Annotated in this window: 2 protein-coding genes; both read right to left on the bottom strand. The window is 60.4% G+C overall.

What is annotated here, in order from left to right; genetic code table 11:
- Nucleotides 1–1,422: a DUF1254 domain-containing protein gene (locus BQ8482_RS33860; protein ID WP_123151529.1), complete on the bottom strand. Its 1,422-nt coding sequence runs from the start codon at nucleotides 1,420–1,422 to the stop codon at nucleotides 1–3.
- A gap of 35 nt (nucleotides 1,423–1,457) precedes the next feature.
- Nucleotides 1,458–2,282 (bottom strand): hypothetical protein, encoded by an 825-nt coding sequence (locus BQ8482_RS33855; RefSeq protein WP_123151528.1) that lies wholly within the window; start codon nucleotides 2,280–2,282, stop codon nucleotides 1,458–1,460.
- Between the last annotated feature and the right edge of the window lie 70 nt (nucleotides 2,283–2,352).

The raw sequence follows: 2,352 nt of genomic DNA, 5'->3' as shown, positions 1-2,352 counted from the left end.
CTACTGCGCGACTTGGATCGCCGGCGGCTTCCAGGAGCCGTCAAGGATAGAGACGGGGCCCTCCTTAGGTATGTACATGCGCAGCATGACGCTGAATTTCGCTTTGGGCGCGGGCAGCCAATTTGCCTCTTTGTCCTTGCCGGGCGAATCCGCCTGGAGATAGATATCCACTGAACCGTCGGCGTTCGCTACAAGATTGTCGCGCTGGCTGATGGTGTAGCGGTTGAGCGCATTAGGGACGAAGAATTTATCTCCGTCGTACATGGTCAGCGACCAGAATCCGTCGGCCTCGACTGGCGGCATCTGACCTTTCTCGAAATGAATGACGTATTTGTGGTTCCCGTCAAAGTCCTTGCCATCGGTTCCTTTCTCGGACGTTGGGTAGACCGCATCGGCCGGAAGGTTCCAGCCCGGCCCAAGCATGTTGCACAAAGCACGTAGCACGTAATCCGTGCCCCAACTGGCCACACTTGGTCCGAAGTCAATCCATCCGTTGAGGGTCGGTAGGTTCGCAAAACGCTCAAGCATCTTCTGTAGCGCCAATTTGGGAACGGCGTCGACGGCCGCCTGGTCCAGTGCGCTTAGTTTGCTCGGGTCGAAGTCCTGCCCAGGCGTCAACCCGATGCTGGCCACTCGCGCGAGAATGGGAGCATCCTGTGGCAAGGGCGGGTTGGTCTTCATCAGCTCCGCGAGGTAGCGGAAGTAGTCGTTGACGCTCATCGCGTTCACTTGCTCGCGCGGCGGTGTCTCCGTATCGATGCCAGGGTCTACGCTGGCCGGCGCGGGCGTGTACGCCTTGCCGTATTGGCTCAACGAAACTAACGAAATTTGGTCCTGCAAGGCGTGGACCTTCGCATAATCCTCCGGCGTGCCGGTGCAATAAATGCGGCCGAGAATCCAGATGATGCCGGTTGGCGATTTCAATTCAGTGACCCCGGCGGGCAGTTCACCGGACCATCCGGGACCCGTGATGGCATAGGTCTGCGCCTTCTGGCCCGTGGTCCTCGTTCCGGGAGATTGGAACACATCCGACCAGCCGCTCAGCATCGGCATCTGGAAATAACGGTCGCCCATGTCCGGCATCGTCAAAACCATCGGCTCCTTCCAAACGTCGAGCCAGGCATCGGTGTACAGCGTATCGGCATTAGGAGCGGGGACAGAACGGTCATCGACTGCCGGGTAGCTGCGTAGTCGGCGCAACTGCCCCCTTGGTGCGCGTGTCGGCCCAACGGTCGCGACGTTGGTGAGTTGCCTGCGCGTCATATCAATGATCGCGAGCGGATAGCCGTAGATGTACGCATCGACGGCGGCGCTCAGAAGCGGGTCCTGACTAGCCGCATCAACTCGCGTGATGGTGCCTAGTACCGCTTCGGTAAGCAGGCCAAGACCACCGAAGGCTACAACCCGTCTAGAGACCTTCATTGCAGCAACTCCTCTTTTGGTGGCCGCTGGCGATCCTAGAACCTCATCACAGCGCCGAGCACCGGCCCTTGCTGGACGACATCATAGACAAAGCCGTCATTTTCGTAGTCTACGCCCAGCGCACGGTAGCCGGCGACCAACGACAGCCACTCGTTCCATTGATAACCGACGCCCCCGAAGACGTCCCATGTAACGTCGGAAGCCGCGCCGAAGCCGCCAACCATGCCCCATCCGGTAATGTACCAGGATGGATTGATGTCGACGCGTCCCTTGATCCCGACGATTGGGTCCACCCAGGTGCTTCCATCGCTGCCGCTGAAGGCTGCGAGCGGCGCGCCGCCGGCCGACAGGCTGACTTCAATGTCGTTGTCGACGCTCCAGATGCGGGCGCCGGCCATCAGGTCCACGGTCGCCGTCGGCTGTGAGACGGCGCGATACTCGCCCATGATGGTCGCAGTCAGGCTGCTGGTCTCGACGCTAGCGGCGAGGCTGACCGGGACGCCCGCGATGGGTCGCGTAACCGACTCTTCATCCTCGATGTTGACGTAGATTACATCGACCACGACACCCCAGGTTCCGTTGTGCGCTTCCCCGACAACCATGCCGCCGAAGCGCAAATTGTCGAAGATGTCGCCAAAACTCATGTCGATGTCGACCGGGTCACGCCCGAATAGACCGACGTCGCCTGCAAGCCCCGCACCCCAGACATAGGGTGCTACGCTGAATGTCCATTCCCTGCCTGGGATAGCGGCTTCCGCTGGGGCTGCCTCGACCCCAACGTCAGCCGCCTTGATAGCCGGTGCAACCAGCATCATCGCGGTCGCGGCAAGTATCGACGCTGCGCTCCTGCCGATCGTCATGTGAAATCCCCTCTTGCAACACTGGTGGTCGCGTACCGATGGTACACCTGAGCGGAAAGACAAGCCACTC

This window comes from Mesorhizobium delmotii (assembly GCF_900149755.1).
GTDB lineage: Bacteria > Pseudomonadota > Alphaproteobacteria > Rhizobiales > Rhizobiaceae > Mesorhizobium > Mesorhizobium delmotii.
The sequence above is the reverse complement of the archived record's forward strand: the minus strand, read 5'-3'. Positions and strand labels throughout refer to the sequence as shown.

What these genes read in the sequence shown, in the direction of transcription:
- BQ8482_RS33860 (WP_123151529.1), bottom strand. Translation starts at nt 1,422, where the DNA reads ATGAAGGTCTCTAGACGGGTTGTAGCCTTCGGTGGTCTTGGCCTGCTT.
- BQ8482_RS33855 (WP_123151528.1), bottom strand. Translation starts at nt 2,282, where the DNA reads ATGACGATCGGCAGGAGCGCAGCGTCGATACTTGCCGCGACCGCGATG.